This window comes from Bacillus sp. AP50, assembly GCF_040492675.1.
GTDB classification, from domain to species: Bacteria; Bacillota; Bacilli; order Bacillales; family Bacillaceae_G; genus Bacillus_A; species Bacillus_A cereus.
Genome location: NZ_JBEUTW010000394.1, coordinates 1 through 3,918, shown reverse-complemented (window position 1 = coordinate 3,918; position 3,918 = coordinate 1). Strand labels below are relative to the sequence as shown.

Below are 3,918 nucleotides of genomic sequence, written 5' to 3'. Positions count from 1 at the left end.
CGACTTGTTCTATATTACACCCCTGTAGATCAATCGTCAATACCTTTTATCTTTTTTATTTTATAAATCATAAAAGCTTTGCCCTCTCTTAATTTCTAACACATCCTTAGAACTTCTTAAACTTATGTATTCAAATTAACAATCTGCAGCCTACACTCTCTAACTTAATACTAATACTTTTCTAAAGAATGAATGTGAGACCAAGTAAATATATATTAAGGATAGTATTTTTTCTTTTAGTACGTTCTCCCTCCTGCTCATCTCTAGGGGGATTATAAATAAAACACTTCTCTTCTTTACCTTTAAAAAAGGGAAAGAAATCTAATACCCTTAGGAGGCGTTATGAAATGCATGTTAATAAAAAGATAATTTATGTATCCCATGATGCCCATTTCCACGGAGCACAGCTACTTTCTTTACATACTATTAAGGCTCTTAAAGAAAACTTTGATTACTCTGTTGCAATTATTTCTATTGGATCCGGTATTTTAATTCCCGATTTTCAAAAGTACGGTCCTGTTTATTGTCTCGAGCAAGGTTATCAAACAGAAGAAAAGGTCGAATTATTAATAAAGGATTTATTATCACAGAATTTTACCCTCGCCATATGTAGCACCGTCATAAGTGGCGATATCGTCGCATTACTAGCTAGACAAAATATAAAAGTTGTTTCATTAATACATGAATTACCGCATTTAATACAACAGTACTCTGCTGAAGGGAAAGCTAAAAACATCGCTGAATTTGCTTACAAAGTTGTCTTCCCTTCACAATACGTATATGAAAAATTTCGTACAATCACTGAATTGGATCCTCAAAAATGTCACATTCTCCCTCAAGGTTTGTTTAACCACAATCCTTATAAGAACAATATTGCAAAAGCTAGAAATGAGTTACGTAAGAAGCTTAACCTGCCTCTAGATAGCAAAATCATCTTGGGTGTAGGCTTCGCAGATTATCGGAAAGGGATAGATTTATTCTCACTTATCTCTTACTCAGTAAGAAAGACTCACAAGGATATTCATTTCATTTGGGTAGGGAGAACAGACGTTCAATTCCTGAATACACTGCCCCCTAAATATAAAGCACATTTCACATTAGTCGATCCTACTCCCGATATCGGATTATATAACGCTGGGGCTGACTTATACTTATTAACTTCAAGGGAAGATCCTTTTCCAAATGTTGTTTTAGAAGCATTAGATGCAAAACTTCCTGTTATAGGGTTTAAAAATGCTGGAGGTTTTGAAGATGTTGTTACAGAAAAAACTGGTGCCTTAGTAGACTTTTTAAATTTACCCAAAATGCTAGAAAAAATATATGAATTTATTCATGATGAGGGATTACGATTACAAAAGGGAAGCTTTGGCCAAGAACTTATCGAAAAAAACTTCAATTTTCTTAATTACATTTATCAATTACTAGATCTTCTCGAACATAATTACAAAAAGATAAGTGTAATCATACCGAACTATAATTATGAAAAATACTTACCTGATCGAATCGAATCAATATTAAACCAAACCTACCCTCTTTACGAACTAATTTTCTTAGACGATGCCTCCACTGATCATAGCGTATCAACTTTTAAAAAGCTGCTTTCAAAAGAAAATAAGACCCACCTGAAGGTTCAACAGATTATTAATGATAAAAACTCTGGTTCTGTATTTAAACAATGGATAAAAGGAGTCTCTGCAGCAACTGGTGATTATATTTGGATCGCAGAGGCCGATGACTTATGCGATAAGACATTTTTACAAGAGGTGATACAGGGGTTTTATATAAATAACAATATTACCTTAAGTTACACACAATCAAAACAAATAGATGAACAAGGAAATGTATTGGCTAATCATTATTTAAATTACACAAATGATATCGATAAAGAAAAATGGAAAGCCCCCTATTTTCGAAAAGGCGTCGAAGAAATACAAGATACGTTACTTATCAAAAACACTATACCTAATGTTTCAAGTGTAGTTTTTAAAAATATAGATATGAAGAAAACGGAAAAACAGTTAGAGAAGTTCAAAATAGCTGGCGACTGGTTCTTCTATGTTTCTCTTCTTACAGAGGGAGATATTTACTTCAATCCAGCCCCCTTAAACTATCATAGACGACATTTAAATAGCGTAACGAGAACAGAAGATTCATACTCCCATTACAATGAAGTTGTGCAAATGCAAAATTTCATTAAAGAAAAATTTACTATCGACGACATTTCTAAAATGAAAATGTATACATATAGAAAGTATCTTAAAACATACTTAAAAATTTAAACGTGTGCTTTCTATGCCATCAATATCTCTTGTAAGGCGCTACTATTATTTAAGGGGGAATACTCTTTGAAAGACTTTATAGAGGAACATAAAGATTTAATTTCTCAAATCGCACACAGCTATAATGTAAATGCAAGTATCCATCCTGAGGATCATATCTTTCAGTTCATTGTCACTAATCCCGTCTTCCCATCAAAAAAAGAAGCGATAGATTATTACTTTAAAGATGGGCAAAACTCAGCACAAATACTCTTAAACTTAATTACTTCCCTTTATCCTCCTACAGTCAATCCAATTAAATTGTTAGAATTTGCATCCGGATACGGCTGCGTAACACGTCATTTATTAAATCTACAAGCGAATTTGAGTATAACCGCTTGCGATATACACGAAGAGGCTATTTCCTTTATTGAAAACAAATTAAATAATTCTTCTATATTATCTCATCCTGAGCCTGAACAGTTAAAATTGGACTCCTCTACGTACGATATCGTTTTTTGTCTATCCTTTTTCTCTCATATGCCTGATACAACTTGGTTTCGTTGGCTGCAAACATTGTATAACGCTGTTTCACCTGGTGGTTTATTCATTTTCACAACCCATGGCTATCAAAGCAAAAAATACTTCGGGTTTCCAAATTTAAATGAAAAGGGCTATTGGTTTCTCTCTTCTAGTGAACAATTCGATTTAGATGTGAATCAATACGGACAAACGATAGTTAGTCCCTCTTACGTGTGTGACAAAATTAAATTATTACCCCATAACCCAATTATCAAAAAGTATACTGAAGGATTTTGGTGGGAACATCAAGACCTTTGGGTTATAGAAAAAGAAGTAAATTAATAACCCACGCTCTGCTTATATACAAGTAGAGTGTGGGTTATTATTTTTTACTATATAAGAACTCTTCAATCCATAGCTTATTTAATCTAATCCCATGTTTAAAATCTATTTTAGGTTCCCAATTCAATTCTTGTTTTACCTTATCAATATTTAAAATGATTTTTTGAACGTTCTCTTGTTTTTGTTTGTAACAGATAAAATCCACCTTTCTTTCTGTTATTTTCTCTAATTCCACTATAATTCGTTTTAAAGAAAGACCTTTGCCACTCCCTATGTTGTATACACAAGATTTCAATTGATTTAATTGTGCTAGTTGTATAGTAATTTCAACTAAATCATCGATATAAATATAATCTCTAATAATTTCCTCCGGATTCCCATATATATGAATCCTTTCATTACTGAGATGCTGGTACAAAAAACAATTTATCGCCCCTACTTTTTTTAAGGGGTTTTGGTATTTTCCATACGGATTAGAATATCTACATACAACATAATCTATTCCATATTTTCTCTTATAAAAATACAAATAATTCTCCAGCGAAACTTTTGTTATTCCATACGGGGAAAGTGGTCTTAATGGATGTTTCTCATCAATAGGCAAATATTCAGGTTCACCATAAACTGTGCCTCCCGAAGAAGCCAATATAATTTTTTTAATACGAAAATCTTTAACACTTTCCATGAAATTAAGAAAAAATAGACTGCTATTAATATCACCGAAAACATCTTCAATTGAAGTTGCTACGTTAGACGTCGCAGCTAAATAAATAATAATATCTATATTCACTAAAGC

At 32.5% G+C, this 3,918-nt stretch carries 3 protein-coding genes; 2 read left to right on the top strand and 1 reads right to left on the bottom strand.

Going from position 1 to position 3,918, the window contains the following annotated elements:
• The first annotated feature begins 347 nt into the window (after positions 1–347).
• The gene (locus ABWK52_RS23135; RefSeq protein ID WP_000558376.1) at positions 348–2,279 is read left to right on the top strand and encodes a glycosyltransferase; all 1,932 of its coding nucleotides are present in this window, start codon (positions 348–350) and stop codon (positions 2,277–2,279) included.
• Positions 2,280–2,345: 66 nt separating this feature from the next.
• Positions 2,346–3,122, top strand: a complete 777-nt coding sequence (locus ABWK52_RS23130; RefSeq protein WP_000651241.1) for a class I SAM-dependent methyltransferase — start codon at positions 2,346–2,348, stop codon at positions 3,120–3,122.
• Between the two features lie 40 nt (positions 3,123–3,162).
• On the opposite strand, the gene ABWK52_RS23125 is transcribed toward ABWK52_RS23130, so the two are convergent.
• On the bottom strand, positions 3,163–3,918 hold a 756-nt coding region (locus ABWK52_RS23125), incomplete at its 5' end, for a GDP-mannose 4,6-dehydratase (RefSeq protein WP_353772163.1).

Coding starts and splice junctions, on each gene's coding strand:
- ABWK52_RS23135 (WP_000558376.1), top strand. CDS start 348: ATGCATGTTAATAAAAAGATAATTTATGTATCCCATGATGCCCATTTC.